Annotated in this window: 14 protein-coding genes; 4 read left to right on the plus strand and 10 right to left on the minus strand. The window is 62.1% G+C overall.

Features of this window, described 5'->3' with window-relative positions:
- Positions 1-204: 204 nt before the first annotated feature.
- The 8 genes from AC3EMP_RS15260 to AC3EMP_RS15295 all read right to left on the minus strand — a co-directional run bounded on the left by AC3EMP_RS15260 (position 205) and on the right by AC3EMP_RS15295 (position 7314).
- Complete coding sequence (locus AC3EMP_RS15260) at positions 205-933, minus strand: amino acid ABC transporter ATP-binding protein (RefSeq protein WP_023670319.1); 729 nt, start codon at positions 931-933, stop codon at positions 205-207.
- Between the two features lie 70 nt (positions 934-1003).
- A complete protein-coding gene (locus AC3EMP_RS15265; RefSeq protein WP_023684787.1) occupies positions 1004-1678 on the minus strand; it encodes an amino acid ABC transporter permease in 675 nt (224 codons plus the stop codon).
- Positions 1675-2352, minus strand: coding sequence for an amino acid ABC transporter permease (locus AC3EMP_RS15270; RefSeq protein WP_352710028.1), 678 nt, complete (start codon positions 2350-2352; stop codon positions 1675-1677). Before AC3EMP_RS15270 ends, AC3EMP_RS15265 begins: the two co-directional genes overlap by 4 nt.
- Before the next feature lie 136 nt (positions 2353-2488).
- Positions 2489-3277 carry an ABC transporter substrate-binding protein gene (locus tag AC3EMP_RS15275; protein ID WP_023684789.1) on the minus strand — a complete coding sequence of 263 codons (789 nt, stop codon included), beginning with the start codon at positions 3275-3277 and terminating at the stop codon, positions 2489-2491.
- A 108-nt stretch (positions 3278-3385) separates the two neighbouring features.
- The gene (locus AC3EMP_RS15280; RefSeq protein ID WP_488494632.1) at positions 3386-4549 is read right to left on the minus strand and encodes a saccharopine dehydrogenase family protein; all 1164 of its coding nucleotides are present in this window, start codon (positions 4547-4549) and stop codon (positions 3386-3388) included.
- Positions 4546-5055 (minus strand): Lrp/AsnC family transcriptional regulator, encoded by a 510-nt coding sequence (locus AC3EMP_RS15285; RefSeq protein ID WP_023670324.1) that lies wholly within the window; start codon positions 5053-5055, stop codon positions 4546-4548. Before AC3EMP_RS15285 ends, AC3EMP_RS15280 begins: the two co-directional genes overlap by 4 nt.
- A gap of 318 nt (positions 5056-5373) precedes the next feature.
- Positions 5374-6417 (minus strand): acyltransferase family protein, encoded by a 1044-nt coding sequence (locus AC3EMP_RS15290; protein WP_081731617.1) that lies wholly within the window; start codon positions 6415-6417, stop codon positions 5374-5376.
- Between the two features lie 171 nt (positions 6418-6588).
- Positions 6589-7314 (minus strand): 3-keto-5-aminohexanoate cleavage protein, encoded by a 726-nt coding sequence (locus AC3EMP_RS15295; RefSeq protein WP_352710031.1) that lies wholly within the window; start codon positions 7312-7314, stop codon positions 6589-6591.
- A 200-nt stretch (positions 7315-7514) separates the two neighbouring features.
- On the opposite strand from AC3EMP_RS15295, the gene AC3EMP_RS15300 reads away from it, so the two are divergent.
- The gene (locus AC3EMP_RS15300) at positions 7515-7937 is read left to right on the plus strand and encodes an OsmC family protein (protein WP_023670326.1); all 423 of its coding nucleotides are present in this window, start codon (positions 7515-7517) and stop codon (positions 7935-7937) included.
- 44 nt (positions 7938-7981) lie between these two features.
- Positions 7982-8521 (plus strand): carboxymuconolactone decarboxylase family protein, encoded by a 540-nt coding sequence (locus tag AC3EMP_RS15305; protein WP_023695530.1) that lies wholly within the window; start codon positions 7982-7984, stop codon positions 8519-8521.
- Positions 8522-8567: 46 nt separating this feature from the next.
- On the opposite strand, the gene AC3EMP_RS15310 is transcribed toward AC3EMP_RS15305, so the two are convergent.
- The gene (locus tag AC3EMP_RS15310; RefSeq protein WP_050586866.1) at positions 8568-9026 is read right to left on the minus strand and encodes a hypothetical protein; all 459 of its coding nucleotides are present in this window, start codon (positions 9024-9026) and stop codon (positions 8568-8570) included.
- 65 nt (positions 9027-9091) lie between these two features.
- Between AC3EMP_RS15310 and AC3EMP_RS15315 the strand changes: the two genes are divergently transcribed.
- Both AC3EMP_RS15315 and AC3EMP_RS15320 read left to right on the plus strand, forming a co-directional pair.
- Positions 9092-9835 (plus strand): 2OG-Fe(II) oxygenase, encoded by a 744-nt coding sequence (locus AC3EMP_RS15315; protein WP_023805622.1) that lies wholly within the window; start codon positions 9092-9094, stop codon positions 9833-9835.
- Between the two features lie 378 nt (positions 9836-10213).
- Positions 10214-11836 (plus strand): ABC-F family ATP-binding cassette domain-containing protein, encoded by a 1623-nt coding sequence (locus AC3EMP_RS15320; RefSeq protein WP_023689031.1) that lies wholly within the window; start codon positions 10214-10216, stop codon positions 11834-11836.
- Positions 11837-11881: 45 nt separating this feature from the next.
- Here the strand turns inward: AC3EMP_RS15320 and AC3EMP_RS15325 are convergent, their stop codons facing one another.
- Positions 11882-14503: a bifunctional diguanylate cyclase/phosphodiesterase gene (locus tag AC3EMP_RS15325; RefSeq protein WP_488494633.1), complete on the minus strand. Its 2622-nt coding sequence runs from the start codon at positions 14501-14503 to the stop codon at positions 11882-11884.
- Between the last annotated feature and the right edge of the window lie 120 nt (positions 14504-14623).

Genomic DNA, 14623 nt, shown 5'->3' on the forward strand with positions numbered 1-14623 from the left:
ACAGCCGATGGTGGCCCGGCTGGAACTGGATGGTACGGCTCTATCGACCACGCGCGAAGGTTCTGGACGGCACGTGGAAGCTCCCAGAGGCGTAGCCGGAGACCTAAACGTAGCCGATCCACTCTACCGGCGGCTCGTTGTTTGGCGCTGTGCGTCGACAGTTCCTGCCCCGCGGCCTTTCGGACGACCGGCTTTGGCTAAACTCTAATGCCTTAGAATCTTGCTTAGAAAAGCCCGGCTGCGGTCGGTCTTCGGGTCGGAGAAAAACGCTTCCGGCGTGCCGCTTTCGACGATGGCGCCGGCGTCCATGAACACCACGCGCTGCGCCACCTTGCGGGCAAAGCCCATTTCGTGCGTTACCACCATCATGGTCATGCCTTCCTCGGCCACCGCGACCATGACGTCGAGCACTTCGGAAATCATCTCGGGATCGAGCGCCGAGGTCGGTTCGTCAAACAGCATGATCTTGGGGCGCATGCCGAGGCAGCGCGCGATGGCCACACGCTGCTGCTGGCCGCCGGACAGCTGTGACGGGTAGGCGTTGACCTTGTCGGCGAGGCCGACCTTGGCCAGCAAGTCGCGCCCGGCCTGCTCGGCCTCGGCGCGGGGGATCTTGCGCACATGGATCGGCGCCAGCGTGACGTTTTCCAGCGCCGTCTTGTGCGGGTAGAGGTTGAACGACTGGAAGACGAAGCCGATCTCGGTGCGCAGCTGCGTCATGTTGGTGGCGGGGTCGCCGAGGCGCTGGCCGTCGACGACGAGGTCGCCATCCTTGATCGCTTCCAGGCCGTTGATGCAGCGGATCAGCGTCGACTTGCCCGAACCACTTGGGCCGCAGACGACGACCACTTCGCGCGGCTCGACGCTGAGCGTGATGTCCTTCAGCACATTGAGCGAGCCGAACCATTTGTTGACGCCGCGAAAGTCGATCATGCCCGTTTTGGTCAGGTTTGTCTTGGTCGGGCTTGGATTGGTCATGGCGGTCAGCCCTTTGGGTTCGATGTCACAGCTGCACCTCGCCATGCGCCGCGCCCATGCGGCGCTCCAGCCGGCGGGCGAGCATGATCAGCGGATAGCAGACGACGAAATAGCCGACGCCGACCAGGAAGAAGACCAGCAGGCCGTTGGGCACACGCTGCACCACAAGCCAGCCGACGCGGGTGAGGTCGGTCAGCCCGATCGCCGAGACGACGGAGGAATCCTTGATCAAGAGTACATATTGCCCGACCAGCGGCGGCAGCACGATGCGCATCGCCTGCGGCAGCACCACCTGGCGCATGCGTTGCCAGCGCGACAGGCCAGACGCCAGAGCTGCCTCAACCTGGCCGGTCGGCACCGAGCGGATGCCGGCGGCGACGATCTCGCAGATGAAGCACGCGGCGAGGTTGGTGAGCGCGATGATGCCGGCCGTGAAGGCATCGAGCTCGATGCCGAATTCCGGCAGGATGAAGAAGATCAGGAAGATCTGCACCAGGAACGGCGTGCCGCGGATCAGGTCGACCCAGGCGCCGATCACGCTCGAGATCAGCCGGTTGCCGCCGGTGCGCAATATGCCGAGGCCGAAGCCAAGCAGCGTGCCCAGCACCAGGCTGATCGCCGACAGCATCACGGTCATGCCAAGGCCGCGCAAGGCGAGGGGGTAGCTGCCGGCCAGGCTTTGCAGCTGTTGCCAGATCATGTGCTGCTCCTTGCCGGCTCCAGACCGAGCCACCGACTGGACAGCCCCGCCAGTCCTTTGAGGCAGTAATAGAGCAGCAGATAGAAAGCGGCGATGGTGAGAAAGCCTTCCGCCGGCATGAAGCGGTCGGACGCCAGCAACTGGCCGGCGCGCGTCAGTTCGGAAACCGAGATCAGCGACAAAAGCGCGGAATCCTTGACCAGCACGATCGCCTGGCCGAGCAGCGGCGGGATCGTCACCTTGAAGGCTTGCGGCAGGATGACCAGGCGCATGCGCTGGACATAGGTCATTCCCGAGGCAACCCCGGCCTCGACCTGGCCGCGCGGGATCGACAGGATGCCGGCGCGGATGATTTCCGCGACATAGGCGCCGCTGTTCAGCGACAAAGCGATGATGCCGACGACGAGCTCGGGCAGGACGAAGCCGAGACGCGGCAGGCCGAAATAGAGGAAGTAGAGCTGCGCCAGCAACGGCGTGGCGCGCACGGCATCGATATAGCCCTTGGCCAGCACGCGAAACAGCTGGCCGCGCTGCAGGTTCATGGCGGCGAGCACGATGCCGACGGCCAGCGCGCCCGCAAAAGACAGCGCCGACAGCCACACGGTCGTGATCAGACCCTGCCCGAACAGCGGCAGATATTCGACGATGGTGCGGAAGCTGAAATTTTCGAGCATGGCGGTGAATTGTGAATGGTGAATGGGCAGTAGTGAGTAGTGAGTGGTGAGCAGTGAAGGGCGTCCGGAATGGCCATTCACCATTCACCATTCACCATTCACTACTTCCTACTCACTACTCCCTGCTTACCTCTGTTTAGTGATCCTTCTTCCAGGCGTCGGAATTGACCCAGTAGTCGAGGTTCTTCTGCAGGCGGCCGTCGATGCTGACCTGGTTGAGGAACAGGTTCATCCAGATCAACAGATCCGGCTCGTCGTAGCGGGTGGCGAAGGCAAGCGGCTCCTTCGACAACAGGTCCGGCATGATGGTGAATGTGCCGGCGGGATAGGCTGTCGACTGACCCTTGACCGCCGAGACGTCGTTGACGCCGCAATCGGCTTGGCCGTTGTTGACCGCGTCGAGCAGCAGCGGGCCGCCGCCCTTGTAGCTCTTGATGTCGGCATCCGGGAAGGCGTTCTTGGCTTCCTTTTCGCCGGTGGCGCCCAACAGCACGGCGATCTTGGTGCCCTTGGCCTTGCAGTCCTCGGTTGTCTTGAACTTGCTGTCGGCCTTGGTGAAGACGGTGCTGCCCGTATACATGTAAGGTGTGGTGAAGGCGACCTTCATGCCGCGCGCCAGCGTCGGCGTCATGTCGGCGACGAGCAGGTCGGCCTTGCCCGAAAGCAGCGCCGGGATCAGCCCGTCCCAATCATAGTCGAGGAAGGTGATCTTGACGCCCATTTCCTTGGCCATCAGTTCGGCGAGTTCGACCGAACTGCCGGTGCGCTCGCCGGCCGCGCCGACCAGCGAGAAGGGAGGTCCTTGCGTTTGTACCGCGACGCGCAGTTCGCCGCGCTTGGTGATCTCGTCGAGCGTTCCGGCACTGGCAGCAGCGGTCAGGCCCGCAAGCGCAAGTCCGGCGATGAAAAGCTTGGCAATCTTCATTTGGCATTCCTCCTGTTATCGTTGTTGTTCCACTTTGTTATTCCACCCTTTTGGGTGTTTTTTGAGCGGCGGCACCGTTTGCCGGCGGCAGCCACCGTTCGAAAATCCTCAGTCCCAGGCCACCGTCTCGGCAACCTTGATGCCACGCCTGGCCAGCTCGTCGAAGAACGGCCCGTCCGGCACATGCAGCAGCGGGTTCAAAAGCCCTGGTGTGGCGATCTCGCGCCGCGCCAGCATCTGCGCCACGATGCTGGCGGGATAGCCGACGCCAAGGCTCATGCCGAACAGGCCTGATGCCAGGTCGCGTTCGATGATCAGGTCCGACGTCACCGTTTTGGCGCGGCCGCCTTCGAGACCGGAAAAGACATTGCGCATCACGCAAAGGTCCTTCTCGTCGGCGCCATATTGCAGTTGCGGGCCGAGCAGACGGCCGAGAAATTCGCGTGGGCTGGCGCCGGTGCCGGGCACCTTGTCTTCGGAGAGGAAGCCGAGTTCCTTCAGCGGCGCCCAGAACGCCGACCATCCCGGCCAGCGCAGCGTATAGCGGCCCGAGCGTTGCAATCCCTTGGCGGCTGCCAGCATCTCGACATAGTGCAGAGCGTCGCCATTGGGGAAAGCTTCCAGCCGGCCGAGGCCCGCGACCTCGATCTCGTGGATGAAGGCATTGTCGTGCTGTCGGCCGGCCGGCACTTCGACGCGCTTGCCATGCTCGATCATCACGCTGTCGCGGTTCTGGCTGACCAGAACCATGTCGAAATTCCAGCTTACCTTGTAGCAAAGCGGCTTCGCCATCGCCTTCGGTTCGGGGATGCCGCCGCAATAGGAATTGATCGAGGAGATCGTAGAGAACTGCTTTGCGGCGCGCGCATAGAGCACGAGGTCGATGCCGGGATCGAGCCCACATTCGGTCATGATCGAAACGCCGGCCTGTTCAGCCTCCGGCGCCAGATCGGCAATCGCCTTGCCGTAATTGGTAGTGACCAGCGGCGTGCGCGTTGCGATCGCGGCCTGCACCGCCTCGCGCATCAATGGCTGCGGCAACAGATCGATGGCGGCGTCGACATCCGCCAGCACGGTGGCAAGCGCCGGACCGATCGCGCCCTCGGGCATGACGAAACGCACGCGGGAAAGGTCGGTCAGCCCGGCAAGCCGGGCAGGGCCGTCGGCCGACGTATCGACGCAGACGACTTCCTCGACGCCGGCGCTGGCGACGAGATCGGCGATGGCCGCCCGTCCCTGCAGGCCGAGGCCGCCGAGAACAGCTATTCTCATGCCGGCTCCTTGCGTGACGGTGTTTCTTCCGACCAGCAGCCTTCGGGAAGGCTGACCCATTTGTTGCATGAAGCCATGACGACGAAGGTTTCGCTGCGCACGACTTCCCCGGGAATGCCGGCGCCCGGAATCAGCTCGCTGGTGATGCGGTAGAGGTCGGCGACATCGCCGGCGACGGTCACGTCGACGATGATGTCGAAGCGCCCGGTAACCACCGAGGCCGAGTTGACGAAAGGCAGTTCGGCAATGCGCTGCGCCAGTTCCCGGGCGCGGCCACGTCCCTGAGCGTTGATGCCGACAATGGCCGAGATCAACTCGGGGCGTTCGGTCAGATTGAGCAGCCCGACGATCTTCAAGAGGTTGCGGTCGAGCAGATTGCGCAACCTTGAGCGCACCGTCGGCACCGAGATCGCCATCGTCTCGGCGAGCCGGTTGATGCCGGGCTGGGCATCCTGCGACAACAGCTTTACCAGCCGTCGATCGGTTTGATCGAGATGCTCACGCAAAGGCAAGGCTTTCATAATGGGAAAGAAACGATCGGATTTTCTGTCGGATATGAAAAATACCTTATGGGGAATTTTTAACAGCAGCAAGAGCTATGTCATCCCTCTGTGTCAGTTCCCGTGTGCGTTCAGGCAAGACAGGATGCATGTCGTCCCAAAACCGCTGCACATTTTGGGGCAGTCGAGGATGTGCGCGACAGCACTAGGCGACGGAGTTCGAAGACGATCTTGCCGCCGCCGTGGTCGCTTGAACGCGACGCGAGGTCGTAGTGAGCAACGCACCCGCATAGCAGGCCGACCGAGTTGCGGCGTAGCCGCAACTCACGCCTTCACCTGATAAGCGGAGAGGCTCATTCGCGACATGGCCAAAAGCGGCCTTTCGATAAAACTATAACTCGCCAGGGACACGGCGATGCAGGCGGTGACAATAGCTATGCCTGCAAGCCATGGTGACACATTGGCGGTTGCAACGACAGGAGCGATCGCGAGCAGCACGATAGGATGGGTCAGATAGAGAGAGTAGGAAGCATCTCCCAGCCTTGCCAGCACGCGAGGAGCAAAAAGTCGGAAGTAGCTCTCCAGGCTGATGCAACCCGCGACAAGGATCAGCGCCGGGATACCTTGAGCAAGGGTTCGCGGCAAGTTGAAGCCAAGTACCATCACCAGTGTGGACACAATAGCGAACCCGACAGCCGAGGCACCCAGGAAAGCGGGCAAACGCACCAGTCTGCCGACCAGATGGCCGACAGCCATGCCGGCAAGGAACTCAAACAGGATTGGCGTGGTATAGAAAAACAGCACAGTGTCGGCGGCGGGTTTGAAGATAATGCGTGCGGCTACGGCGATTGCAAAGACAACGCCAATGGTGGCCATTTGCGTCAGCGCACCAAAACCCATAGTCGCCGCGAACAGAATGTAAAACAGGATTTCCAGATTGAGCGTCCAACCCACGCCAAGCACTGGCTGGACATAGCCTGTGGCCGTATCGAGATAGGGCACGAAAAGCAGGCTGTTGGCAATCTGCTCAAAGGACACTCCACGACCGGCAAACAGCCAAAGTGCGGCGACCATGAGGAAGGTCATGACCCAATAGAACGGAACGACGCGCGTGAACCGCTGCATCAAAAAAGCACGGTGGTCGCGATGTCTGTTCTCCGTCGAGAGAACCATGACGAAACCGCTGATGACGAAAAACAGGTCGACGCCGCTGTTTAGAATGGGAATAGGCAAATCGAGCACGCCTAGTGCGGCCGGAAGATGATAGATAACAACCATAAGGGCTGCTAGCCCCCGCAGGGTCTGTATCGATGTATATTGTTGAATCCGACGCGGCGCAGCGTGATCATTATCCGGAATGACGTTCATTAAAAAAGTCCCCGATGCGGGAGAATATTAACATAGATGAGACCGTTGATGCGACTATTAACTGCCGGTTTAATTAATACATAAAATTTGAATAGCTTCCACCGACTTTCGCGGCGCGGGCCTTGCGATCGCCATCGTCTCGGCGATGCCTTGGCGCGCTGCTTGTATGCGCTATCGCCCGGCCTGGAAGATCGCCACCGCTGCCGCCGTCAGCGCGGCATTGCCGGCCGCAACCGTGCCATCCGGCAGATGCTTCCCATCCTCCAGCCCGACGCGCGTCGACCAGTTGCGATCCGCCGCACGGCGCACGAACGGCCACACCGTCGCGTTCTCGCCATGCAGCAGGATGGCACGGCGAATGCCGGCGCGCTCCAGGACCTGTTCGATGCCGTCGGCGACCGCAAAAGCCTCGTCTAGCGTCTGCTCGGAAATCTCGATCAGCACGCGCAGCACGCGCCCGCCATGGTCGAGGCCGACCAGCCGCTCGGCGTCGGCGACCGACGCCAGACCCGCCTCGATGCCGATGCCGCGCTGCCGCAGGCTCTCCATGACGATAGGCGCGGCCGCCTCGCTGAGATTGACCGAGGCATAGTCCGGCAATTCGCGCCAGCCGGCGATGGCGACCAGCGTGCTTGTATCGTCATTCTCGATCCAGGCGCCGGTGGAGACGCCGATCAGCGTACCGGGGCAGGCACGGCGCAGCCCTGCGATGGTCGGATCCATCGCTGCCGGCGCAAGGCTCTCGCGGCGGTCCGCGCTGCGGGCATGGACATGCAGCTCAGCTGCGCCCGCGGCAATCGAAGCCGCCCCGTCGCGCGCCATAGCGTCGGAGTCGAGCGGCAGTGTGGGGTGAAAATCGGCGGCGCGCGCGCCATTGATGCAGGCCTGGACGATCATGGCTCTCGCGATCCTGTTGCGGATCGCGCGAGCCTACCGCAGGGCAGGGCGGAGAGGGAACGGGCGTGGTGAAGATTGCTGACAGGGTGCCGCTTCTGCGGAGGTTGCGGTATCGGCCCAGGACATACCATATAGCGGGACAGGACACGCCACGGGCGATCCTTACCCCTTTGCCGGACTGCCGGCCAGAAGGATTTGCGATGGCTGAGTTGAAGGTCAGAACCCGCGTCACCGGCGCGACGGCGACGCTGCAGCCCGGCGGCTTGCCTTCCATCACCACTCCGACCGGCGGTGCAGTCGATGTCGTCACCGGCGTCAGCGCGCCGGGCTTCAATCCGCTCGACCTGCTCTACGCCTCGCTCGCCGCCTGCATGGTGCTGAGTGCGCGCATCGCCGCCTCCCGCCTCGGGGTTGCCGCCGCGCTTGGCGAGGTGCGCGCCGAGGTCAGCGGCGAGAAGGCCAAGGACGAGCCGTCGCGCGTCGAAAGGCTCAACATCAGGCTCGACATCTCAGGCGATCTCGACGCTGCGACCAAGCAGCGGATCGTCGAGGACGCCGAAGCGATCTGCACGGTGTCCAACACGCTGCGCGCCGCGCCGCAATTGCATACGACGCTTGGGTGAGGGCTTCGCAGAATGCCTCGCTGCCACCAACCAAGGACCGTCCCATGGCCATGATCCCGCCGATCGACTACGCCTCGGCATCGCAAGACATCCGCGCCGAGCACGACAGGGAGCTTGGCCTGCGCGGACGCATGACCAACATGAAGCGCATCCTGCTGCATTCACCGGCGGCCCACCGCATCTATGCCGAATGGTTCACCCTGCGCGATCTGCTCAAGCCCGCACTCGACGACCGCGCTGTCTGGCTGTTGTCGCTGGCGATCTCCGAGAGATGCCGCGCCGAGATACCGCTTACCTTCTTCCGCCGCGCGCTGATCGACAGCGGTCTTGATCCCGAGGCGATCGAGCCCAGCGCTGAAGAAGCTTTGCTGATCGAATTCGGCAAGGCAGTCGCTGCCGATACCAACGCCGTTCCCGACGATGTCTGGGCGGCACTCAAGGCTAGCTACGACGACACACTGCTGGTCAACCTCGTCGCCTTCGCCGGCATCATGGTGGCGACCTGCCTGTTCACAAACGCGGTGAGGGTCGATCTGGACCCTGAGTTGGAGGCGTATCGCCGCAAGGGTGCCGATCCGGTCTGATGCGATCGATACGCAGTCGATCTGCAGTGGATATCGCCCGGAAGGATCAGCCGTAGTAGCCGGCTCCAAACAGCAAAAGTGTTTCCACCTGGGAGTCCGCTTCTTTTCCTATGGCTGTCCAGATGCTGATGCCGAGAGCATTCGAAATCGCGCTATCGATCTCGACCTTCACATTGGGGTCGGTTTGTCTCAAGAACCTCAGCGCAACCTCCATGGAAATCGGAAACAGCGACGCGCCACCCAGTTCCAAGATCGCAGGCGAGGTGAATTCTAGCGCTTCGAGTGCGCCATCGGCCTTGTAATAGGCGAATACTCCAAGGTCCGGCCAATAGTCGGCCGGAACGCTGGTTGGGCTCCGCCGAAAGACCTTGAGCTCTCCTGAAAAGAAGGATCTGACAGTCGCCTTAGACGATCCGAGAGGAAGCCCTTTGACGCCATTTAGCGGTTCGATCGAAAGATGCATGTACACAGTTAATCGCTGCCGGCAGCAGATGACAATGTTCATCGCAGGAATCGGGTGGCCCAGGCGCCTCGTTCGCCCCACTTTGACCGCAAGCAAAGGAGGCATCCATGACCATCCATTCGATAAGCACCAAACGCGCAGCCCATTCGGCCGAAGCGCGCGTCGCAGCGCAGGACTGGAGTGCTCTGGTCGGCGAACTGAACAGCCACGGCAGCACCGTCATGCCGGCGCTGCTTTCACCCGAGGAGTGCACCGAGATCGCCGGTCTCTATCCGCATGAGGACCATTTCCGCAGCCATGTGGTGATGGCCCGCCATGGCTTCGGCAAGGGCGAGTACCGCTATTTCCGCTATCCGCTGCCGGATCTGGTCGGTGGCCTGCGCACCGCGCTCTATCCCAGGCTCGCCGGCGTCGCCAACGACTGGAACGAACGCATGGGCGCGGCACGGCGCTATCCCGATGACCACGCCGCCTTCCTCCAGCTTTGCCACGAAAGCGGCCAAACGCGGCCGACGCCGCTTCTCCTGCAATATGGTCCCGGCGACTTCAACTGCCTCCATCAGGACCTCTATGGCGATCTCGCTTTTCCCCTGCAGGTGGCGATCCTGTTGTCGCAGCCCGGCGAGGATTTCACCGGCGGCGAATTCGTCCTGACCGAACAGCGCCCGCGCATGCAAAGCCGTGCCGAAGTGGTGCCGCTGACCCGGGGCGATGCGGTGATCTTTGCTGTCCACAACCGCCCGGTGCAAGGCACGAAAGGCCATTACCGCGTCAACCTCAGGCACGGCGTCAGCCGCCTGCGCTCCGGCAGGCGGCATACAGTGGGGATCATTTTCCACGACGCGAAGTGACAATTCGTCGGACACAGCCAAAGCACCTCACTACCGCTGCTTATTGACATGGCGAGTTCGGCGGAACAGTCTCCGCTTGTGTAAGAGAGGGGCATTTATGAAACGATCCTATGAGAAGCCGACACTCGTCAGACGGGGCAAGCTCGCCTCGCTCGCCGCCCAGCAGGTGCCGTCAATAGAAGCGGAAGTGCCCGCACCGAACTGAGTACAGAAGCTGGTTCAAAAACAGCCCGTTGCGCAAAATCGCGCGGCGGGCTGTTTTGCATTCTGGAGGTGCGGACCGCAGCGGCTTTTGCGCGCGGCGTCAAATGGGCGCTTCCTCTGGCGCGGCCGATCGCGTAAGGGCCGGGGAAAATCCTCCAAGGTTCTTCCAGTCGCATGATCCGTCTTGAAAGCATCAGCAAACAGAACGGCCGCCAGCTTGTCTTCATCGAGGCCTCGGCCTCGCTACAGAAGGGCGAGAAGATCGGCCTTGTCGGTCCGAACGGCGCCGGCAAGACGACTTTGTTTCGCATGATTACCGGCCAGGAGCAGCCCGACGAGGGCCAGGTGCAGGTCGATCGCGGCGTCACCATCGGCTATTTCAGCCAGGATGTCGGCGACATGGCCGGCCACAGTGCTGTGGCCGAAGTGATGAACGGCGCCGGGCCGGTCAGCGACGTGGCGGCCGAAATGGCCGAACTCGAGGCGGCCATGGCCGATCCCGAGCAGGCCGACCGGATGGATGAGATCATCGAGAAATATGGCGAGGCGCAGCACCGTTTCGAGGAACTCGACGGCTATGCGCTCGATGGCCGCGCCCGCGAAGTGCTGGACGGCCTGGGCTTCAGCCAGGAAATGATGGACGGCGATGTCGGCAAACTGTCCGGCGGCTGGAAGATGCGCGTGGCGCTGGCCCGCATCCTGTTGATGCGGCCCGATGTCATGCTGCTCGACGAACCGTCCAACCATCTCGATCTCGAAAGCCTGATCTGGCTGGAGCAGTTCCTGAAAGGTTATGAGGGCGCGCTGCTGATGACCTCGCACGACCGCGAGTTCATGAACCGCATCGTCAACAAGGTGGTCGAGATCGACGCCGGTTCGCTCACCGCCTATTCCGGCAATTACGAATTCTACCAGCAGCAGCGGGCGATCGCCGACAAGCAGCAGCAGGCGCAGTTCGAGCGCCAGCAGGCCATGCTGGCCAAGGAGATCGCTTTCATCGAGCGCTTCAAGGCGCGGGCGTCACACGCCGCCCAGGTGCAGAGCCGGGTGAAGAAGCTCGACAAGATCGATCGTGTCGAGCCGCCCAAGCGCCGTCAGATCGTGAATTTCGATTTTCAGCCGGCGCCGCGCTGCGGCGAGGATGTCGTGACGCTGAAGAACGTCCACAAGGGCTATGGCAGCCGCTCGATCTATGAGGGGCTGGACTTCCAGGTCCGCCGCCGCGAGCGCTGGTGCATCATGGGCGTCAACGGCGCCGGCAAGTCGACACTGCTGAAGCTGGTGGCCGGCGCGTCTGACCCGGATGCCGGCACAGTTGCTCGGGGGCCGAGTGTGAAAATGGGCTATTTCGCCCAGCACGCCATGGAGGTGTTGGAGGGCGAACGCACCGTGTTCCAGACGCTGGAGGACGCGTTTCCGCAAGCCGGCCAGGCGCCGCTCAGGGCACTCGCCGGCTGCTTCGGCTTTTCCGGCGACGAGATCGAGAAGAAATGCCGGGTTCTGTCAGGCGGCGAAAAGGCGCGCCTGGTGATGGCGCTGATGCTGTTCGATCCGCCCAATCTTCTGGTGCTCGACGAGCCGACCAACCACCTCGACATCGCGACCAAGGAGATGCTGATCACGGCGCTGTCGCAATACGAAGGCACCATGCTGTTCGTCTCGCACGACCGCCATTTCCTGGCCGCACTCTCCAACCGCGTGCTGGAACTGACGCCAGAAGGCATCCACACCTATGGCGGCGGCTATACCGAATATGTGGAGAGGACCGGGCACGAGGCGCCGGGGCTGCGGACCTGACGCAGGTCCTGCGTCCGCATTTGCGTCCAGCAAAGCCAGGATTTGTCAGCTCGCCGCCAGCCATTTGCGCGACTGCGCGAAGGCCTTGAAGGCTTTGGCATCCATCGGGTAGCCGAACAGGAAGCCTTGCAGGATGTCGCAGCCAAGCTCTTTCAGGATGCGCGCGTGCTCCATCGTCTCGACGCCCTCGGCGATCACTTCGATCCCGAGCGACTTGCCGATGTCGATGATGGACGACACAAGCTGCCGCTGTGCGGTTGAGCTGGTGATGGGGGTGACCAGCTGGCGGTCGATCTTGAGGCGACGGGGCCGCAACTTCAACAGCGAGACGATCGAGGCATGCCCGGTGCCGAAATCGTCGATCTCGACGTCGATGCCGAGCCCCTTGATGTGTTCGATGTTCCAGCTGACCAGCTCGTCGTTTTCGTCGAGGAAAATCAACTCCACCAGTTCGAACGACACGGTCCCTTCCTTGATCGGAAGCTTGCGCAAACCCTTGATCAGGTCCCTGTCTTCCAGGCGCCGTGCGGAAACGTTGACCGAGACGCGCGGGATGTTGAGGTGGCTGCGCGACCAACGCTCAAAATTATCGAGCGCCTGCTCCAGGACGGTGCGGTCGATAAGCGCCACGACATTAAGTTCTTCAGCCACCTTGATGTAGGCGTCGGGGGTCAGCATGCCGCGTTGCGGATGATCCCAACGCGACAGCGCCTCGACGCCGACGATCTCCAGCGTCTTGGCGTCGAACTGCGGCTGATAGTAGACGATGAATTCGTTCCGCTCGAGCCCGCCCAGAATCTCGTCGGCGGTCTGCTTGGTCCGCACGATCTCGCTCTGCAGCTCTTCGTTGAAAAACTCGTAGCGGTTGCGGCCGCGGCCTTTCGCCCGGTACAGCGCCAGATCGGCATTGACAAGCAACTGCCTTGCATCGACGCCGCTATTGGCCGCAATGCCGATGCTGACGCCGAACCGGCACTGGTGACCCAGATAGTCGACCGGCTGGCGCATCGCATCGATAATGTGGTCGGCCAGCGCGGCGAGTTCCTTGTCGTCGCGTCCATGGCTCAGCACGACAAACTCGTCGCCGCCGATGCGCGCAACGAAATCGGCACTGCCGACGCTGGCCTTGATGACTTTCGAAGCATGCACCAGCAATGCATCGCCCGCTGCATGGCCGAGCGTGTCGTTGATCTGCTTGAACCGGTCAAGGTCGAGATGCAGCAACGCCGCACGGCCGTCGGCTTCGCGGTTTTCGGCAAGCATCTCGTCCAGATACCGACGGTTGGGCAGACCGGTCAGCGAATCATGCATCGCGACATGCTCGATGCGGGCTTTGGCCAGGTTCAGTTCGGCATTTTTCGATTCTGAAAGGCGACGTTCACGCACGAGATTCTCGTTGAGCAGCACGTCGCCTGTCACATCCCATTCGGCGCCGATCATTTTTGGCGTGCCGTCGATGTCCCGGAAGAAACTGGCGCGGGTGCGCACATGGCGAATGGTGCCGTCCGGCCGCAGGAGCCGATACTGCGAAGAGTAGGGGCCTTGTGTTGCAACAGCCGAATCGAAATCTGCTTTAGCCCGTTCGAAGTCTTGGGGATGGATCGCCAGCGCCCAGTCGTCATAGCTACGGGTCTTGCCGCCGCCGGGTTTGCCATAGATTTCGTTGATGCGGTCGTCCCATACGAGTTCGTTGCTGACGGTATCGTGCTCCCACACGCCTATAGCAGAGGCTTCCAACGCCAGCTCCAGCCGCCGGGACAGGCGCCTCAACTCGGCGTCACTTTTCTGCCGCTCACCGAAAAGACGTCCTGCCACGAGGATCGGCAGCACCACCAGCGCGCCGGCAAGCGCCATGAGCAGACGCAACAGCCACTCATTTTTCGGAGCGGTCGGCCAGCCGCCCTTCGGTATGGCTGAAATTTGCCAGGAGCCTGAAGGCAATTGCACCTCTGCCATCACCGGATTGCCGGACACGACATTATCGCCGCCGAAGAACAGTTCCCCGCCGCCGCCGAGCGCATCCTTGCCGATAAGCGCCACATCGATATCCAGATCAGGGTCGGTCAGTCCGCTGGCAGCGTAGAGCCGATCGACATCGATCACGGCCGAGACGATACCCCAGAAACGGTCGCCGCCACCCGCCGTCGGCACGAAGACCGGGATACGGCCGATGAAGCCACGTCCGCCTTGCGCCAGTTTGACCGGCCCGGCGAGCACCAGCGCGCGCTGGTCACGGGCGCGAAGCGCGGCCATGCGTTGCGTATCGCTCTTGCGGTAGTCCAGCCCGATGGCTTTTTCATTGCCTTCCAGCGGATACATCAGCGCGATGACGAGGTCGGGGGCGCCGGCAATATCGCGCAACTGCGATTTTTGCTCGAACAGATTACGGGCGAGTGCCGCAAATCTTTGCTGGCCCATATAGGGCTCGGTAACGATTGTCGAAACGAGACCCTGAACCAGCTGGAGATTGCCGCCTATGTTGCCTTCGAGCTTGGCGCGTATGATGTTGACCTTGGCCAGGACGTCGGCGCGCGCCAGCTGATCGGAGACCTCTCTGTTCCTCTGGTCGGCAACCAGGGCGCAGACGAGAAGCACGACAAAGGCAATCGCCGCCGGCAAGTTGGCGGAAGAAAAAACGGCCCGTTTCAACCGGCCGGAATTGAGCATTGCACCTGCCAACTCGATCCGAAGACCTTTCCAGGACAGTAGTCCTTCGGTCGACCATAGTAGCTAAAGCTTAAGTTTGAGCTTCGAGACGAATCCGAGAACAAACGGTAAGCTTTTGGC

Source organism: Mesorhizobium sp. P160219, assembly GCF_057786095.1.